The sequence below is a fragment of the Streptomyces sp. NPDC054796 genome, from assembly GCF_053611545.1.
In genome coordinates this window covers 74,366-92,131 of the sequence record NZ_JBSHAO010000004.1, presented here as the reverse complement: position 1 = coordinate 92,131, position 17,766 = coordinate 74,366, and the positions used below count along the sequence as shown (strand labels likewise).

Annotated in this window: 12 protein-coding genes; 9 read left to right on the top strand and 3 right to left on the bottom strand. The window is 72.3% G+C overall.

Going from position 1 to position 17,766, the window contains the following annotated elements; genetic code table 11:
• The first annotated feature begins 118 nt into the window (after positions 1-118).
• From ACWGJ2_RS04955 to ACWGJ2_RS04945, 3 genes are all read left to right on the top strand, one after another.
• Positions 119-3,097, top strand: coding sequence for a glycoside hydrolase family 48 protein (locus tag ACWGJ2_RS04955; RefSeq protein WP_453344535.1), 2,979 nt, complete (start codon positions 119-121; stop codon positions 3,095-3,097).
• A 200-nt stretch (positions 3,098-3,297) separates the two neighbouring features.
• Complete coding sequence (locus tag ACWGJ2_RS04950; RefSeq protein WP_453344534.1) at positions 3,298-4,128, top strand: TIGR04222 domain-containing membrane protein; 831 nt, start codon at positions 3,298-3,300, stop codon at positions 4,126-4,128.
• A 116-nt stretch (positions 4,129-4,244) separates the two neighbouring features.
• On the top strand, positions 4,245-5,963 hold the full coding sequence (locus ACWGJ2_RS04945) for an alpha/beta hydrolase (protein ID WP_453344533.1): 1,719 nt from the start codon (positions 4,245-4,247) through the stop codon (positions 5,961-5,963).
• 93 nt (positions 5,964-6,056) lie between these two features.
• Here the strand turns inward: ACWGJ2_RS04945 and hemQ are convergent, their stop codons facing one another.
• Together hemQ and hemG are read right to left on the bottom strand one after the other, a co-directional pair.
• Positions 6,057-6,773 (bottom strand): hydrogen peroxide-dependent heme synthase, encoded by a 717-nt coding sequence (gene hemQ / locus ACWGJ2_RS04940; RefSeq protein ID WP_453344532.1) that lies wholly within the window; start codon positions 6,771-6,773, stop codon positions 6,057-6,059.
• A gap of 4 nt (positions 6,774-6,777) precedes the next feature.
• Positions 6,778-8,175 carry a protoporphyrinogen oxidase gene (gene hemG, locus ACWGJ2_RS04935; protein WP_453344531.1) on the bottom strand — a complete coding sequence of 466 codons (1,398 nt, stop codon included), beginning with the start codon at positions 8,173-8,175 and terminating at the stop codon, positions 6,778-6,780.
• A 188-nt stretch (positions 8,176-8,363) separates the two neighbouring features.
• Here hemG and ACWGJ2_RS04930 point away from each other — a divergent pair, with 188 nt between their 5' ends.
• Complete coding sequence (locus ACWGJ2_RS04930; RefSeq protein ID WP_453344530.1) at positions 8,364-9,785, top strand: FAD-dependent oxidoreductase; 1,422 nt, start codon at positions 8,364-8,366, stop codon at positions 9,783-9,785.
• Between the two features lie 67 nt (positions 9,786-9,852).
• Here the strand turns inward: ACWGJ2_RS04930 and hemE are convergent, their stop codons facing one another.
• Entirely contained in the window at positions 9,853-10,926 is a 1,074-nt protein-coding gene (gene hemE, locus ACWGJ2_RS04925) for a uroporphyrinogen decarboxylase (RefSeq protein WP_453344529.1), read from the bottom strand.
• A gap of 183 nt (positions 10,927-11,109) precedes the next feature.
• Here hemE and ACWGJ2_RS04920 point away from each other — a divergent pair, with 183 nt between their 5' ends.
• From ACWGJ2_RS04920 to ACWGJ2_RS04900, 5 genes are all read left to right on the top strand, one after another.
• Positions 11,110-11,826, top strand: a complete 717-nt coding sequence (locus ACWGJ2_RS04920) for a DUF3000 domain-containing protein (RefSeq protein ID WP_453344528.1) — start codon at positions 11,110-11,112, stop codon at positions 11,824-11,826.
• Positions 11,827-12,033: 207 nt separating this feature from the next.
• Entirely contained in the window at positions 12,034-12,711 is a 678-nt protein-coding gene (locus ACWGJ2_RS04915) for a LuxR C-terminal-related transcriptional regulator (protein ID WP_453344527.1), read from the top strand.
• Positions 12,712-12,833: 122 nt separating this feature from the next.
• On the top strand, positions 12,834-14,105 hold the full coding sequence (locus ACWGJ2_RS04910; RefSeq protein ID WP_453344526.1) for an HRDC domain-containing protein: 1,272 nt from the start codon (positions 12,834-12,836) through the stop codon (positions 14,103-14,105).
• A 201-nt stretch (positions 14,106-14,306) separates the two neighbouring features.
• Positions 14,307-15,527: a thiolase family protein gene (locus ACWGJ2_RS04905; protein WP_453344525.1), complete on the top strand. Its 1,221-nt coding sequence runs from the start codon at positions 14,307-14,309 to the stop codon at positions 15,525-15,527.
• Entirely contained in the window at positions 15,524-17,653 is a 2,130-nt protein-coding gene (locus tag ACWGJ2_RS04900) for a 3-hydroxyacyl-CoA dehydrogenase NAD-binding domain-containing protein (protein WP_453344524.1), read from the top strand. The genes ACWGJ2_RS04905 and ACWGJ2_RS04900 overlap by 4 nt, the downstream gene beginning before the upstream one ends.
• Positions 17,654-17,766: the final 113 nt, after the last annotated feature.

The following is a 17,766-nucleotide window of genomic DNA, read 5'->3' as shown; positions in this document are numbered from 1 at the left end:
GTGCGCACCCCCTTGACACCTTTTGACTCCTCATCGACTTTGGGAGCGCTCCCACTGGTCAATGTTTTGCGCTCCGACAGCATCCCCGTCCCCAGAGCCGCAAGAAGGGATCCACAGCATGCGTACAAGACGCAAACGGAGAAGACGGTTACTGATCGCTCTGCTCGCCGCCTTCTCCTTCCCCCTGACCATGGTCGCCACGGCGACCCCGCCGGCGCAGGCAGCCGAAGTGCGGTGCAGCGTCGACTACAAGACCAACGACTGGGGCAGCGGCTTCTCGGCGGAGGTCACCCTCACCAACCGGGGCACCGAGGCGCTCGACGCCTGGAGCCTGTCCTACGACTACGCGGGCAACCAGAAGCTCAGCAACGGCTGGAACGCGGACTGGTCGCAGTCGGGCAAGACGGTCACCGCCAAGAGCCTCTCCTACAACAGCAAGGTCGCCCCCGGCGCCGCCGTGAGCGCGGGTGCCAACTTCAGCTACAGCGGCACCAACGCGTCGCCCGCCTCCTACTCCGTCAACGGCACCACCTGCACGGGCAGCCACCAGGCGCCGATCACCGTGCTGACCAGCCCGGAGCCGGGCGAGGTCTTCACCGTGGGCGACACCGTGCCGATGGCGGCCACCGCCGCGGCTGCGGACGGCGCGACGGTCACCAAGGTGGAGTTCTACGACGACGCCGAACTGCTCGGCACCGACACGAGCGCCCCGTACACCTTCGACTACGAGGACGCCCCGGCCGGTGACCGCTCGCTCTACGCGAAGGCGTACGACAGCGAGGGCGCGTCCGCGGAGTCCACACCGGTCGGCATCCTGGTCGCCCAGGGGCCCGCGGTCGTCGCCTCCCCGGCGCAGCTCGCGGTCGCCCAGGGCAAGTCCGCCACGTTCGACGTGAAGCTCTCCACCCAGCCGTCGAGCACGGTGACCGCGACGGTCGCCCGGACGGCGGGCAACGCGGGCCTGTCCATCACGTCCGGCGGCACCCTCACCTTCACGCCCTCGAACTGGAACACGGCACAGAAGGTGACCGTGTCGGCCGACAGCTCGGGCACCGGTTCCGCGACCTTCGCGGTGACCGCTCCGGGACACGCCAAGGCCGAGGTCACCGCGACCCAGCTGGCCGGGGCCTCGGAGTACGACGAGCGCTTCCTCGATCTGTACGGGAAGATCACCAACCCGGCGAACGGCTACTTCTCCCCGGAGGGCGTCCCGTACCACTCCGTCGAGACGCTGATCGTCGAGGCGCCCGACCACGGCCACGAGACGACGTCGGAGGCGTACAGCTATCTGATCTGGCTCCAGGCCATGTACGGCAAGATCAGCGGTGACTGGACGAAGTTCAACGGCGCCTGGGAGACCATGGAGAAGTACATGATCCCCACCCACGCCGACCAGCCCACCAACTCCTTCTACAACCCCTCGAAACCGGCCACCTACGCGCCCGAGTGGGACCTGCCTTCGCAGTACCCGTCCCAGTTGGACAGCGGCGTCCCCGTGGGCAGTGACCCGATCGCGGGCGAGCTGAAGAGCGCGTACGGCACGGACGACGTCTACGGCATGCACTGGCTCCAGGACGTGGACAACGTCTACGGCTTCGGCAACTCGCCGGGCAAGTGCTCCGCGGGTCCCTCGGACACCGCGCCCTCGTACATCAACACCTTCCAGCGCGGCCCGCAGGAGTCGGTGTGGGAGACCGTGCCGCAGCCGACCTGTGACGACTTCGAGTTCGGCGGCACGAACGGCTTCCTGGACCTGTTCACCAAGGACGCCTCGTACGCCAAGCAGTGGAAGTACACCAACGCCCCCGACGCCGACGCCCGCGCCGTGCAGGCCGCCTACTGGGCGGACCTGTGGGCCAAGGAGCAGGGCAAGGGCTCCGAGGTCGCCTCGACGGTCGGCAAGGCCGCCAAGATGGGTGACTATCTGCGCTACGCGATGTACGACAAGTACTTCAAGAAGGTGGGCAACTGCACTGGTCCCAGCTCCTGCCCGGCGGGCAGCGGCAAGAACAGCTCGCACTACCTGCTCTCCTGGTACTACGCGTGGGGCGGCGCCACCGACACCTCCGCGGGATGGGCCTGGCGCATCGGGTCCAGCCACGCGCACGGCGGCTACCAGAACCCGATGGCGGCCTGGGCCCTGAGCGAGTACGCCGCGCTCAAACCCAAGTCGGCGACCGGGCAGCAGGACTGGGCGACCAGCCTCGACCGGCAACTGGAGTTCTACCGCTGGCTCCAGGCCGAGGAGGGCGGCATCGCGGGCGGCGCGACCAACAGCTGGCAGGGCCGCCACGCCACACCGCCGTCGGGTACGCCCACGTTCTACGGGATGTACTACGACGAGAAGCCCGTCTACCACGACCCGCCGTCCAACCAGTGGTTCGGCTTCCAGGCGTGGTCGATGGAGCGGGTCGCCGAGCTGTACCACGAGACGGGCAACGCGGACGCGAAGGCCGTGCTCGACAAGTGGGTGGACTGGGCGCTGTCCGAGACCACCATCAACCCGGACGGCACCTACCAGGTCCCGTCCACCCTCCAGTGGTCCGGCGCCCCGGACACCTGGAACGCGAGCAGCCCGGGTGACAACTCGGACCTGCACGTCGACGTCGTCGACTACACCAACGACGTGGGCGTGACGGCGGCGTACGCCAAGACCCTCGCGTACTACGCGGCCGAGGCCGGGGACACCGAGGCAGCGGAGACGGCCAAGGCCCTGCTCGACGGCATGTGGGACCACCACCAGGACGGGCTGGGCATCGCGGTGTCCGAGACGCGCGCGGACTACAACCGCTTCGACGACTCCGTGTACGTCCCGTCCGGCTGGACCGGCGACATGCCGAACGGCGACCCGATCAACTCCTCCTCCACGTTCAGCTCGATCCGTTCCTTCTACGAGGACGACCCGGCCTGGCCGAAGATCGAGGAGTACCTGGAGGGCGGCGCGGCACCGAGCTTCACGTACCACCGGTTCTGGGCGCAGGCGGACATCGCGCTCGCCATGGGCTCGTACGCCGAGCTGTTCGAAACCGGCGCCGCGCAGAAGACAGAGAAGGCGCAGAAGGCACAGAAGGCGCAGTCGTCGGCGCGGCGCGAGTGAACCGGCGCCTCTCCGACGGCGGCAACTGAACGACGCCGCTCGCGGCGCGGCAGGGCGGGCTCCCCGCACGGGGCCCGTCCGGCCGCGCCGTCGCACTCACGCACCCGACGCACCCGAACGAGGCGTATCGCAGGGGACCGCCGCGCAGGGATTCGGGACGGACCATGGCGCTCGCCCGCGTCCGCCGATAGAACTCCCTCATGTGGGTGCCCCTGCTTCTCGCCGCCTGGGCAGCCGCCATCGTGACCTGCGTACGGCTGTGCCGGGTCTCGATGGCCGCCGCCGAAGCCCCGGAGGAACCCGAGGGCGCCGCGTCCGGCCCCCTCACCCTGTACGAGGCCGCCTACCTGGCGGGCGGCCCGCACCGCGTCGCCGACCTCGCGCTCGTCGCCATGGCACGGCAGCGCCGCCTGCTGCTCGCGCACACGGGGTGGGCGACCGTGCTCGATCCGGTGGGCCGTGACGAGGTCGAACGCTCGCTGATCACGGTCATCGGCGGCCCCGGCGGCCAGTCCCCGATACCGGCGGTGCGCGCCGCGCTGGCCGCGGCCGACGCCGTACGGGCGCTCGCCGAGCGGCTCGCCGCCGCCGGACTCGCTGTACCCGAGGCCGTCCGCGCCGCCATCACCACGGCGACCCGGCAGGTGCGGGCCGCCTCCGTGCTGGTGCTGGCCGCCGGAACCGTCGCGGAGCTGCTGGCCGGAACCGTCGCCTCCGGCACCGGCGCGGCCCACGCGGGCGAGCGGGAGAGCGTCGCGCCCTGGTTCGTGCTGCCGCTGCTGCTCACGCTGGGCGCGCTGGCCATCGCGCGCGTCGAGGTCCACCCGTACACGCGCTGGGCCTCGTCCGCCGGAGCGTGCCGACTGCGCGAGATCGCCCACGCGGCGGGCGCCGCCGAAGGCCCCGGCGCCGGGAGCGACGGCGACCCCACCACCCTCACGACGCTCGCCCTCAAGGGCCCCTCCGCGCTCGCGGAGCCGTCGCTACGCGCGGCACTCGGCGGTGCGCGGTCGCCGCTTCGGGGGCATTAGCCCGACACCGCCCATAGGTCCTTTACTTCGCCAACTGCCGCACTGAGCATGCCCTTTATTCCGGGCATCCCGGCTCTTCCGGTTTCCCCACCCCCCACGAAGGACGAGGACACTCAGTGCGCGTAGCTGCGATCCACGGCATGGTCGTCGGCGGCGTCCTGGCCCTGACGGCGGCCTCCGTCGCTCCGGCCACCGCCTCCCCGGCCCCGCCCTCGCCCGAGGGCGCGCCCGGTGCCTCCGGCGCCCCCGGTGCGCCCGGCGGCCTCCCCGGCGCGCTTTCCGGCACGCTCGACGACGTCCTCTCCGGCGTACGGGCCGGACCCGAGGCGCGAGGAGCGGAGAAGGCGGCCAGGGCAGCGGCCGGGGCGGGGGTCGACTGGAAGAAGTGCCCGCCCGCCGAGAAGCTGCCCGCGCCCGTGCGGTGCGGCACCGTCTCCGTGCCCGTGGACTACGCGGAGCCCGACGGCGAGAAGATCAAGCTCACCGTGAGCCGCACCGCGGCCACCGGCCCGAAGGGCAAGCGCCAGGGCCCGCTGCTCTACAACCCGGGCGGCCCCGGCGGCAACGGCATGACCTTCCCCCTCTTCGGGGCCGGGATCGGCGGGGTGTGGAAGAAGCTCCACGAGAGCTACGACTTCGTGGGCTACGCGCCGCGCGGCGTCGGGCGCTCCGCTCCCCTCTCCTGCCAGGACCCGAAGAAGTTCACCAAGGGCCCGTCGGACTCGCCGCGTCACCCCTCCGCCGCGTACAAGCGGAAGATGCGCGGGAAGGCCGCCGCGTACGCCTCGGGCTGCGCCAGGGCGCAGGGCGACCGGCTGCGCCACTACACGACGCCCGACAACGCCCGCGACCTCGACGTCGTGCGCGCCGCGCTCGGCGCGAAGAAGCTCAACTTCTTCGGCGTCTCCTACGGCACCTACATCGGCTCCGTCTACGCCACGCTCTTCCCCTCCCACGTGCGCCGTCTCGTCCTGGACAGCGTGGTGGACCCGCGCGCGGAGAAGGTCTGGTACCGCGCGAACCTGGAGCAGAACCCGGCCTTCGAGCGGCGCTGGAACGACTGGAAGAAGTGGGTCGCCTCGCACCACTCCGTCTACCGGCTCGGCAAGAGCCCGCGCGCGGTGCAGCGCGCCTACGACGCCGTGCGCGACGCCGCCGACCGCTCTCCCCTGGGCGGCCGGATCGGCTCGAAGGAGCTGTACGAGGCGTATCTGGACGTCGGCTACGACGACAGCGTCTGGGCCGGACACGCCTCGGCGCTGTCCGCGTTCCGCAAGGGGAAGCCGAAGGAGCTGCTGGCGCTCGCGTCCTCCTCCTCGGACAAGGAGGCGGCGGCCGAGGAGGAGAACGGCAACGCGGTCTACAACGCCGTCCAGTGCTCGGACGCGGCCTGGCCGCGCGACTGGTCCCGCTGGGACCGCGACAACACGGCGCTCGCCCGCAAGGCCCCGTTCAACACCTGGGAGAACGCCTGGATGAACCTGCCGTGCGCCTACTGGAGGACGGCGCACGCGCGTCCGCTCGACGTCCGCACCGCGCCTGGCGAGCTGCCGCCCGTGCTGCTGCTGGCGGCGACGCGGGACGCGGCGACCCCGTACGGAGGGGCCCAGGAGACCCACCGACGGCTCGCCGGTTCCTCCCTGGTGACCGAGCGGGGCGCCGGGACCCACGGGGTCACCGGGGGCAACAAGTGCGCGGACGCGCATCTGCGGACGTATCTGCTGGAGGGCAAGACCCCGGGCGACGGCGCCGAGTGCGCCGGGCGGCCCGCGCCGGAGCCCGTGGCGGGCGCGAAGGCCGCGAAGAGGACGCGGGCCGGCTCACCGGAGAAGTAGCCCGCTGAACCCCTCGCGGTCCGTCCGGACTCGGGACCGCCGGGCGGAGGGGACGGTTCCCGTCGTCCCCCGCCCGGCCGGGGCGTCGGGCCGTCAGGCCAGGCCCGCGACCAGTTCCGCGAGGGGCTTGCGGCGCCCGGTGTAGAAGGGCACCTCTTCGCGCACGTGCAGCCGCGCCTCGGAGCCGCGCAGGTGCCGCATGAGGTCGACGATGCGGTACAGCTCGTCCGCCTCGAAGGCGAGGATCCACTCGTAGTCGCCGAGCGAGAACGCGGGCACCGTGTTGGCCCGTACGTCGGGGAAGCCGCGGGCCATCTTGCCGTGGTCGGCGAGCATGCGGCGGCGGTCCTCGTCGGGCAGCAGGTACCAGTCGTAGGAGCGCACGAAGGGGTAGACGCTCACATACGCGCGGGGCTCCTCGTCGGCGAGGAAGGCCGGGATGTGCGACTTGTTGAACTCGGCCGGGCGGTGCAGGGCCATGTTCGACCAGACCGGCTCCAGCGCGCGGCCCAGCCTGGTGCGGCGGAAGCGGTTGTAGGCGTCCTGGAGCGCCTCGGAGGTCTCCGAGTGCCACCAGATCATGACGTCCGCGTCGGCGCGCAGCCCCGAGACGTCGTAGGTGCCACGCACGGTGACGTCCTTCGCGGCAAGCTGGGCGAACAGTTCCTCGACCTCGTCCGCGTACCCCGCACGGTCCTCGGGCAGCACGTCCCGCAGCCGGAAGACCGACCACAAGGTGTAGCGGATGACCTCGTTGAGGTCCTTGGCCTTCTTGCCCGCGTTGGCGGTCTTCTCCGGTGCAGCAGTCATGGCCCTATTCTCGCTCGTCCGCCCCGGCGGCCGACGCCAGGGTCTCCTCCGCGGCGCGGGCACCGCTCGCCGCGCACGCGGGGATGCCGACGCCGTCGTAAGCGGCGCCGCACACCGTCACACCGGGGGCGTCCGCCAGCCCGGCGCGCACGCGCGCCACCCGCTCGGGGTGGCCGACGGGGTACTGCGGCAGGCCGCCGTCCCAGCGGGTCACCTTCGCGTCGACGGGCCGGGCCGTCAGGCCGATCGCCGACTCCAGGTCCCGCAGCGAGATGTCCGTCAGCTCGGCGTCGTCGCGCTTGAGGATCTCCTCCTCGCCGAACCTGCCCACCGAGGTACGCAGCACGAACAGTTCCGGGTCCTGGCGCGCGACCCAGCCCCATTTGTTGGCGGAGAACGTGGCCGCCTTGATGCTCCGCCCGTCCACGGGTGGCACCAGGAAACCGCTGCCTTCGGGGACGCGCGCCATGTCGCGGCGGCGGAAGGCCATGGTGACCAGGGCCATGGAGGCGTAGTCGACGGTCTCCAGCTCGCGCGCCGCCGCGGGCGCCTCGTCGGCCAGCAGCCGCGCCGCGACGGGCGCGGGCACGGCGACGACCACGGCGTCGGCGGTGAGCGCCGGGCCCTGTTCGGGGACGACGGTCCAGCACTCGCCCGTGCGGCGCAACGACCGTACGGGGGTGTGCGTACGCAGGTCGGCGCCCGCGGCGCGGCAGGCGTCGGCGACGGCGCCGGGCAGCCGTCCGATGCCGCCCTGGACGCCCATGAACACGGGGCCCGTGGCGGCGTGCGCTGCGGCCCGCTCCTGGATGCCGCGCACCCCGGCGAGCAGCGAGCGTTCGGCGCGCGCCGCCTCGTAGAGCTGGGGGACGGCGGCGCGCATCGAGATGCGGTAGGCGTCGCCCGCGTAGACGCCGCCGAGCAGCGGTTCGACGAGCCGGTCGACGACCTCGGGCCCGAGCCGCTCGGCCACGTAGGCGCCGATGGCGGCGTCGTCGCCGACCTCGGTGCGCGGCGCCTCCTCGTCCTCGGCGATGCGGGCGAGGCCCTCGCGGGACAGCAGTCCTTCGAGCGCCGACGGGTCGCCGGGCACGCCCATGACGTGGCCCTTGGGCATCGGACACAGGGCGCCACGGGACCAGATCGCCGCGCTCGCCGTCGTGGGCGGCTCCAGCTCCTCGCCGAGCCCGGCGGCGCGGGCGAGCGCGACGCCCTCGGGGCGCCGCGCGAGCATCGACTCGGCGCCCAGATCGACGGCGGCGCTTCCGGCGATGTCGCCGGTCAGCAGCTTGCCACCGAAGCGCGCCGACGCCTCCAGGACGGTCACCCCGGCCCCGCCGTCGAGCAGCCGCTGGGCCGCGGCCAGCCCGGAGATCCCGCCGCCGATCACGATCACACGCATGAGTCCACTGTCCCAGAACGCGCTGTGGCGCCGGACTCCGGCCCGTCGGTACGCATAGCGTGTGAGCGGCGCGGGCCCCCGCGACGTGGACACGAGTACGGGCACGGCGGACGGGTACGGCGCACGGTCAGCCGGACGACGGCAGCGGCGAGGCAGCACTGGGCAGCACGGCGAAGGGAGCGGGAACCATGGCGGCGCGACGGATGGTGGTCATCGGCGGTGACGCGGCGGGCATGTCGGCGGCATCCCAGGCACGCAGGCTCAAGGGCCGGGAGGAGCTGGACATCGTCGCGTTCGAGCGCGGCGGCTTCGCCTCGTACTCCGCGTGCGGCATCCCCTACTGGGTCGGCGGCGACGTCGAGGGCCCGGACGACCTGATCGCACGCACCCCCGAGCAGCACCGCGAACGCGGCATCCATCTGCGGATGTTCACCGAGGTGACGGCGATCGACACGGAGGGGCAGCGGGTGCGCACCCGCGACCTCGTCGATAGCGGCGGCGGCGAGTCCTGGACGGAGTACGACGACCTCGTCATCGCCACCGGAGCCCGCCCCGTGCGGCCCCCGCTGCCCGGCATCGACGCGCCGGGCGTGCACGGGGTGCAGACGCTGGAGGACGGGCAGGCCCTGCTGGACACGCTGGAGAAGAACGAACACAAGGGCAGCGGGAGCGGGGGCGACGGGTCAGGGCCGCGGGCCGTGGTCGTCGGCGCGGGCTACATCGGCGTGGAGATGGCCGAGGCACTGGTGCGCCGCGGCTACCGCGTCACCGTCCTCGACCAGGCCGAGCAGCCCATGTCCACGCTCGACCCCGACATGGGCGCGCTGGTCCACGAGGCCATGTGCGGCCTCGGCATCGAGACGGTGACCGGCACGGCCGTGACCGGCGTCCGTACCGGCGACGACGGCCGGGCCCGCGCGGTGCTCACCGACGACGCGGAGTACCCGGCTGACGTGGTCGTGCTCGGCCTCGGCGTCCGGCCCGAGACCACCCTCGCACGCGACGCCGGGCTGCCGCTGGGCGACTCCGGGGGGCTGCTGACCGACCTGGCGATGCGGGTGCGCGGCCACGAGAACATCTGGGCGGGCGGCGACTGCGTGGAGGTGCTCGACCTGGTCTCGGGCCGCACCCGGCACATCGCGCTGGGCACGCACGCGAACAAGCACGGGCAGGTCATCGGCGCCAACGTGGGCGGCGGCTACGCCACCTTCCCCGGTGTCGTGGGCACCGCGGTGAGCAAGGTGTGCGATCTGGAGATCGCCCGTACGGGGCTGCTGGAGAAGCAGGCGTCGGCCGTGGGGCTGCGGTTCGTCACGGTGACGGCGGAGTCGACCAGCCGCGCCGGCTACTTCCCCGGTGCACGCGCGATGCGGGTGAAGATGCTCGCCGAGCGGGAGACGGGGCGGCTGCTGGGCACCCAGATCGTCGGCCGCGAGGGCGCGGGCAAGCGCGTGGACATCGCCGCTGTCGCGCTGACGGCGCGCATGACCGTCGGCCAGATGACGGCGCTCGACCTGGGCTACGCGCCGCCCTTCTCGCCCGTCTGGGACCCGGTCCTGGTCGCGGCGCGCAAGGCGGCAGCGGCAGTCAGGGAGGCGGGGAGCGCGTAGGCGGCGCACCCCGGACGGAGAGGCGGGCCCCCGGGCGGGTCAGCGCGTCGGCGTCAGCGCACGCGGGTCAGCGCGCCGACCGCTCGTGGACGTAGGAGACGAGCCGGGTCAGCGCCTCGGGGTCCGTGTCGGGCAGCACCCCGTGGCCGAGGTTGAAGATGTGCCCCTCCAGCCCCTTCGCCACGTCCAGTACGCGGTCGGCCTGCGTCTCGACGGCCTCGCGGGGCGCGAAGAGGACGGCGGGGTCGAGGTTGCCCTGGACCGCCTTGCCCGGACCGATCCTGCGGGCCGCCTCGTCGAGCGGCACACGCCAGTCGGCGCCGACCACGTCGGCGCCCGCCTCGCCCATGAGCCCGAGCAGTTCGCCGGTGCCGACGCCGAAGTGGATGCGCGGCACGCCGTACGGCGCGACCGCGTCGAAGACCTTCGCCGAGGCGGGGCGCACCGAGCGGACGTAGTCGGCGGGCGACAGGGCGCCCACCCAGGAGTCAAAGAGCTGGACCGCCGAGGCGCCCGCCTCGATCTGCACCTTGAGGAAGGCGGCCGTGATGCCGGCCAGCCGGTCCAGGAGATCGGCCCACAGCTCCGGGTCGCCGTACATCAGCGCCTTGGTGTGCTCGTGGTTGCGCGAGGGCCCGCCCTCGACCAGGTAGCTGGCCAGCGTGAAGGGGGCGCCCGCGAAGCCGATGAGGGGGGTGCCCCCCAGCTCGGCCGTGAGCATGCGCACGGCCTCGGTGACGTACGAGACGTCGCCGGGCTCCAGGGGCCGCAGCCGCTCCAGATCGGCGCGCGTACGGATCGGCCGCTCGACGACGGGCCCCACGCCCGGCTTGATGTCCAGTTCGACGCCGATCGCCTTGAGGGGGACGACGATGTCGCTGAAGTAGATCGCGGCGTCCACGCCGTGGCGGCGCACGGGCTGGAGGGTGATCTCCGTGACGAGGTCGGGGCGCATGCAGGAGTCCAGCATGCCGATGCCCTCGCGCAGCTTCCGGTACTCGGGCAGTGAACGCCCGGCCTGCCGCATGAACCACACCGGAGTGTGCGGCACCGGCTCGCGGCGGCACGCCCTCAGAAAGGCGGAGTCCTTCAGGTCCTCAGGATTGCTCGGCTGGCCCGTGGGGCGGTCGTTGGCACTCACGCCCAAAAGTCTCGCACGCACCGGGGCACGCCCTTGGCGACGCTTTGTCGGTGAAACCCGTGCGAGGGGGCGTGCGGGAACCCGTGCGGGGAGGCGGCCGTCAACCAACACGCCTGCCGCCGACGCCCCTTATACGAGTGTCCCTACCGTGCTGAGCGCGCGCTTCCGCCTACTCTTCCGCCCATGGCAGCGGCTCGACCACAGATGACGGAGGGTTCCGGCGGTGGCACGGAGGGGGCAGGCGGCGACGACGTACCGCTCCCGTTCCGGCAGGCCGTCGCGGCCCTGAACAGTGCCCGGCCGCGACCGGAGGTACAGCTCTCACAGCTTCCGGCCCCCAAGCGGCTCGCGCCCTACGCGTACGCGCTGGAGGCGGCGGTCACCGCGGCCGGCGCTGAAGCTGACGCGGAGGAGCTGGCCGACGGGCGCTTCGTGCTGCTCCACGACCCGGCCGGACAGGACCCGTGGCAGGGCACCTTCCGGGTCGTCACGCTGATCCGCGCCGAGCTGGAGCCCGAGATGGCCACGGACCCCGTGTTGCCCGAGGTGACCTGGTCCTGGCTCACGGGCGCGCTGGAGGCACGCGAAGCGCCCTACACGGAGCCGAGCGGGACGGTGACCCGGTCGGGCTCGTACTTCTTCGGCGGCCTCTCCTCGCGTGAGCCGCAGTCCGAGCTGGAGATCCGGGCGAGCTGGACCCCGCGCGCGACGGGCCAGGCCGGGCCGACGGGTCAGTGCGGGCCGAAGGGCCAGGGCGCGGTCCCTGACGTGGCGGCGCATCTGTCCGCCTGGTGCGAGCTGCTGTGCCAGGTCGCGGGACTGCCCCCGGAGAACGGCGACGGCGACTCCGCGGTCCAGGTGGTCCAGCTTCCGCAACGGCGCGGCCCGCAGTCACTCTGACGACGGTCGGACAGATACCCGGCGTTTCGGATGAATGCCCGATTCAAGAAAATATCGGTCACCGATTTGTGATCATGCCCTAAAGGCGGGCGCGTGAGCTGCCGAAGGAATCAATGACCCTTCCACACGGAACGCCCTGACTCGCCCCCGTTTCCCCGGGGGCGGCTAGTCGGCATTTCCGCAGCCACTCTCCCTTCAGGAGGCCCGGTGTCTGTTCTCCTAGAGCACCCCACAAGCCTGGTCGCCTACCGCCCGAACAAGCCGACGGCCATGGTCGTCGTTGCCGACCCCCGCGTCCGCTCCACCGTGACCCGGCACCTCTGGGCTCTCGGAGTTCGGGACGTGATCGAGGCGTCGTCGATCGCGGAGGCCCGCCCCCGAGTCGGAAACCCACGTGACATCTGCGTGGCCGACGTCCACCTCCCGGACGGCTCGGGGCTCACCCTGCTGTCCGAGACCCGGGCGGCGGGCTGGCCGAACGGCCTCGCCCTGTCGGCCGCCGACGACATCGGAGCCGTGCGCAACGCCCTCGCCGGCGGCGTCAAGGGCTACGTCGTCACCGGCACCCGCAACAACCTCGGCGGAGGCATGACCACCCGGCACGGCGCCGCGCCCATCGGCGCCGCGGCGGCCCGGATGCACCGACGTCCCGGCGGCGGTCCCGGCGGCCCCGGCCACCCCGGCGGCCTCCGCGAACTGTCGGGCCGCGAGGTCGAGGTACTGCGGCTGGTGGCGGAGGGCCAGTCGAACAAGGCCATCGGCGTCTCGATGGGCCTCTCGGCCCTCACCGTCAAGAGTCACCTCGCGCGCATCGCCAGAAAGCTCGGCACGGGCGACCGCGCGGGCATGGTCGCGGTGGCGCTGCGGACCGGCATCATCCACTGATCCGTTTCTCCGGTCCGCTTACCGATCCGCCCGCTGATCGCTTTACGTACCGGAAGCGCTCGTCGACGTAACGTTCCGTCGGCGGGCGCTTCGCATTGCGTGCACACAGATACCCTTGACTGGTGACCGACGCCCAAGAGACCGCATCAGCAAACGCAGCTCAGGCCCCGTCCGACGACTCCGGACCGGCGCCGATCCCTTTGCTGGAGCCGCGCGAGGGCATTCCGCCCGTGACCGCGGACGCGGACGCACTGGCGGAGATCACCACCGCGTTCGCGACGGGCTCGGGTCCCGTCGCCGTCGACGCCGAGCGCGCCTCAGGCTACCGCTACGGCCAGCGCGCCTACCTGATCCAGCTCCGGCGCGAGGGCGCGGGCAGCGCCCTCGTCGACCCGGTCACCTGCACCGACCTCTCCGGGCTCGGCGCGGCCCTGGCGGACACCGAATGGGTCCTGCACGCGGCCACGCAGGACCTCCCCTGCCTGCGCGAGATAGGCATGGTGCCGCGGCGGCTGTTCGACACGGAGCTGGCCGGACGGCTGGCCGGTTTCCCCCGGGTGGGCCTGGGCGCCATGGTGGAGAACGTCCTCGGCTACGCCCTGGAGAAGGGCCACTCCGCCGTCGACTGGTCGACCCGGCCGCTGCCCGAGCCCTGGCTGCGGTACGCGGCACTCGACGTCGAACTGCTCGTCGACCTGCGCAACGCGCTGGAGGAGGAGCTGGAGCGCCAGGGCAAGCTGGAGTGGGCGCACGAGGAGTTCGCGGCGATCGTCGCGGCCCCGCCGCCCCCGCCCCGCAAGGATCCCTGGCGGCGCACGTCCGGCATGCACAAGGTGCGGCGGCGACGGCAGATGGCGGTCGTACGGGAGCTGTGGACGGCCCGCGACAGGATCGCGCAGCGGCGCGACGTCTCCCCCGGCAAGGTGCTCACCGACGCGGCGATCGTGGAGGCGGCGCTCGCCGTGCCCGCGGACGCGCAGGCGCTGGCCGCGCTGCCCGGTTACGGCAACCGCATGGGGCGCAAGCAACTGGAGCAGTGGCAGAGCGCGGTCGACCGGGCCAAGGCGCTGCCCGAGTCCGAGCTGCCGCAGCAGGGGCAGCCGCTGAACGGGCCGCCGCCGCCGCGTTCCTGGGCCGACAAGGATCCGGCCGCCGCGGCGCGGCTGGCCGCGGCGCGGGCCGCGGTGACGGCGCGGGCCGAGGAGCTGAACCTTCCGCAGGAGAATCTGCTGACTCCTGACACCGTGCGGCGGCTGTGCTGGGCGCCTCCCAAGGAGGCAACGGTGGAGGTTGTCGGGGAGGCGCTGCGAGGTCTTGGCGCGCGGGAGTGGCAGGTCGCCCAGACGGCCGACCTCCTCACCACGGCCCTCTCCGCCCCGGCCCCTTCGGCCTGACGCCCCCTCGCGGGGCGACGGACGCCGCGCAGCACCCTTGCGGGGGTGCTGGTGGCCACGAAGGGTCCCGTTCCGCACGGGGAAATGTGACGTGTGCCCCTCCACCAGGGCAGCCCTTGTCACTCAGTTACCCACGGGTAGCATGGCGAGTGGGAAACGCGCCGTCCGGCGTACACGTACCGCACCTGGAGGAGAGCCAACGTGCCTCGTACCGCTAGGGACGTCGTCTTCGTCGACGGCGTCCGTACCCCGTTCGGCAAGGCGGGCCCCAAGGGCATTTACCACGAGACCCGCGCGGACGACCTCGTCGTCAAGTGCATCCGCGAGCTGCTCCGGCGCAACCCGGACCTGCCCCCGGAGCGCGTCGACGAGGTGGCCCTCGCCGCGACCACCCAGATCGGCGACCAGGGCCTGACCCTGGGCCGCACCGCCGGCATCCTCGCCGGGCTCCCGCAGAGCGTGCCGGGGTACTCCATCGACCGCATGTGCGCGGGCGCGATGACCGCGGTGACCACGACCGCCGGTTCGATCGCGTTCGGCGCGTACGACGTCGTCGTCGCGGGCGGTGTCGAGCACATGGGCCGCCACCCGATGGGCGAGGGCGTCGACCCGAACCCCCGGTTCGTGTCGGAGAAGCTCGTCGACCAGTCGGCCCTGTTCATGGGCATGACGGCGGAGAACCTGCACGACCGGTTCCCGCACCTGACCAAGCAGCGGGCCGACGAGTACGCGGTGCGCAGCCAGGAGAAGGCCGCCAAGGCGTACGCCAACGGCAAGGTGCAGGCCGACCTCGTGCCCGTCTCCGTGCGGCGCACCACCGGTGAGGGCGGCGAGAACGGCTGGGGCCTGGCCACCCAGGACGAGCCGATGCGCCCCGGCACCACGCTGGAGATGCTGGCCGGGCTCAAGACCCCGTTCCGCGCCCACGGCCGCGTCACGCCCGGCAACGCCGCTGGCCTCAACGACGGCGCCACGGCCTCGCTCATCGCGGCCGAGGACGTCGCCGAGGAGCTGGGCCTGCCGGTCAAGATGCGCCTGGTGTCGTACGCGTTCGCCGGTGTCGAGCCGGAGGTCATGGGCATCGGCCCGGTGCCGTCGACGGAGAAGGCCCTCGCCAAGGCAGGCCTGGGCATCGACGACATCGGCCTGTTCGAGATCAACGAGGCATTCGCCGTACAGGTCCTGGCACTGCTGGACCACTACGGCATCGCCGACGACGACCCGCGCGTGAACCAGTACGGCGGTGCCATCGCCTACGGTCACCCGCTGGCCTCGTCCGGCGTGCGTCTGATGACGCAGCTCGCGCGGCAGTTCGAGGAGCAGCCGCACGTCCGCTACGGCCTGACGACCATGTGCGTCGGCTTCGGCATGGGCGGAACGGTCATCTGGGAGAACCCGCACTTCGAGGGAGCAGGCAAGTGAGCGAGACCGCAGAGCTTCTGAAGGGCGCGGCCGAGCGCTTCCCCGACGAGGTCGTCACCGAGGCGCACGTACGCCACCTCGACCTCCCGTCGGGCGCGGGCAGGTTCGCCCTCATCACGCTGGACAACGGCCTGGACCACACCAAGCCGACCACCTTCGGCGCCCAGTCCCTCGCCAAGCTGGACCTCGCCATCGACCAGGTGGAGAAGGAGGCCGAGGAGGGCGAGATCGTCGGTGTCGGTGTCACCGGCAAGCCGTTCATCTTCGCCGTGGGCGCCGACCTCAAGGGCGTCGAGGTGCTGACGAACCACGAGGACGCGCTGGCCATCGGCAAGGGCGGACACGCCGTCTTCCGGCGGCTGGGCAAGCTGGGCGTCCCGACGTTCGCGTACTACAACGGCGCGGCCATGGGCGGCGGCGTCGAGGTCGGCCTGCACTGCGACTACCGCACCGTCTCGCAGGCCCTCCCCGCGTTCTCGCTGCCCGAGGTCTTCCTCGGCCTGGTGCCCGGCTGGGGCGGCTGCACGCTGCTGCCGAACCTGATCGGCGCCGACCGCGCCGTCTCGGTCATCATCGAGAACTCGCTCAACCAGAACCGTCAGCTCAAGGGCAAGCAGGTCTACGAGCTGGGCATCGCCGACGCCATCTTCGAGGGCGCCGACTTCCTGGAGGAGTCGCTGCGCTGGACGGCCGCGGTACTGAAGGGCGAGATCGAGGTCGTACGGTCCGAGATCGACCGCGACGAGGCGTGGGACCAGGCCGTGGCCCGCGGCAAGGAGATCGCGGACAGCAAGGTGCACGGCGCTGCCCCGGCCGCCTACCGCGCGCTCGACATCATCGCCCAGGCCAAGAACGGCGACCTGCGCGCGGGCTTCGAGGCCGAGGACAAGGCGCTGGCCGACCTGATCATGGGCGGCGAACTGCGCAGCGGGATCTACGCGTTCAACCTGGTGCAGAAGCGCGCCAAGCGCCCCGCGGGCGCCCCTGACAAGTCCCTCGCGCGCCCGGTCACCAAGGTCGGCGTCGTGGGCGCGGGCCTGATGGCCTCGCAGCTCGCGCTGCTGTTCGCGCGGCGCCTCGAGGTGCCGGTCGTGCTGACCGACATCGACCAGGAGCGCGTCGACAAGGGAGTGGGCTATGTCCACGAGGAGATCGACAAGCTGCTGCTGAAGGGCCGCGTCAACCAGGACAAGGCGAACCGCCTCAAGGGCCTGGTCTCCGGCTCCCTGGACAAGGCCACCGCCTTCGCCGACGCGGACTTCGTCATCGAGGCCGTCTTCGAGGAGATGGGCGTCAAGCAGCAGGTGTTCGCCGAGGTCGAGGCGGTCGTGCCCGAGCACGCCATCCTCGCCACCAACACCTCCTCGCTGTCCGTCTCCGAGATGGCGTCGAAGCTGAAGCACCCCGAGCGGGTCGTCGGCTTCCACTTCTTCAACCCCGTCGCGATCCTTCCGCTGCTGGAGATCGTGCGGGGTGAGCGGACGGACGACGCGTCGCTGGCCACGGCCTTCTCGGTGGCCAAGTCGCTGAAGAAGACGGCCGTCCTCGTCAAGGACGCCCCGGCGTTCGTCGTCAACCGCGTCCTGACCCGCTTCCTGGGCGAGGTGCTGCGCTCCATCGACGAGGGCACCCCCGTCGACGTCGCGGACCGCGCGCTGGCGCCGCTCGGGCTGCCGATGTCGCCGATCGTGCTGCTGGAGCTGGTCGGCCCGGCCGTGGCCCACCACGTCTCGGGCACGCTGCACGCCGCGTTCCCCGACCGGTTCGCCGTCTCGGAGAACCTGGGCCGCGTGGTCGCCGCCGGCAAGCGGAACCTCTACGTCTACGACACCGGCAAGCCGGAGCTGGACCCGGAGGTCGCCGCGCTCTTCGAGACCGGGGACACCGCGCTCACCGAGGAGCAGGTGCGGGAGCGGGCGCTGAACGCCATCGCCGAGGAGGTCCGCCTCATGCTCGACGAGGGCGTCGTCGCCGAGGCGCAGGACATCGACCTGTGCCTGATCACCGGCGCGGGCTGGCCCTTCCACCTGGGCGGCATCACGCCGTACCTGGACCGCGAGGGCGTCAGCGAGCGCGCGACCGGAAAGCGGTTCCTGGCGCCGGGCGTCGCGAGCGTTCCCGCGTGACGGGCGCGCCCAACGGCGCGCGCTGAACCGGTGAGCTGCTGAACCGGTGAGCTGCTGAACCGGTGAGCCGCAGGGCCCCGAACGGCGCCCGTCCACAACCTCTCTGGTGGACG